General features: G+C 33.2%; 1 protein-coding gene. It reads right to left on the bottom strand.

The features are described from left to right. A partial coding sequence (locus H2O73_RS23800; RefSeq protein ID WP_182110771.1) for a DUF5915 domain-containing protein occupies nucleotides 1–301 on the bottom strand: 301 nt, incomplete at both ends.

Genomic DNA, 301 nt, shown 5'->3' with positions numbered 1-301 from the left:
ACTAATTCTCTAGCAATCCCTTCTTTACGTAACGCATCTGAAATAGTAACGTCTAAAGCTACAGTTAAATTGCCTTGATTCAGAACCAACCATCCTTCAATATCTTGTGAAGTAATTTCTACTTCATCTATGGTTAAATTTACAAAATTTTCGCCAATTTTCAACTGAATTTCACCTTGTTTTTCAATGGTTGAAATATCTTCTTTTGTTAGTTTTCCAATTTCAGCCGCTACTAAACGCATGTCTTTTCCAAATTTAGGACCCAACCCTTTGAAGTTTGGCTTGATGGTTTTAACTAAAA

Origin of the sequence: Vibrio marinisediminis (genome assembly GCF_014050145.1) — a bacterium.
GTDB lineage: Bacteria > Pseudomonadota > Gammaproteobacteria > Enterobacterales > Vibrionaceae > Vibrio > Vibrio marinisediminis.
The sequence above is the reverse complement of the archived record's forward strand: the minus strand, read 5'-3'. Positions and strand labels throughout refer to the sequence as shown.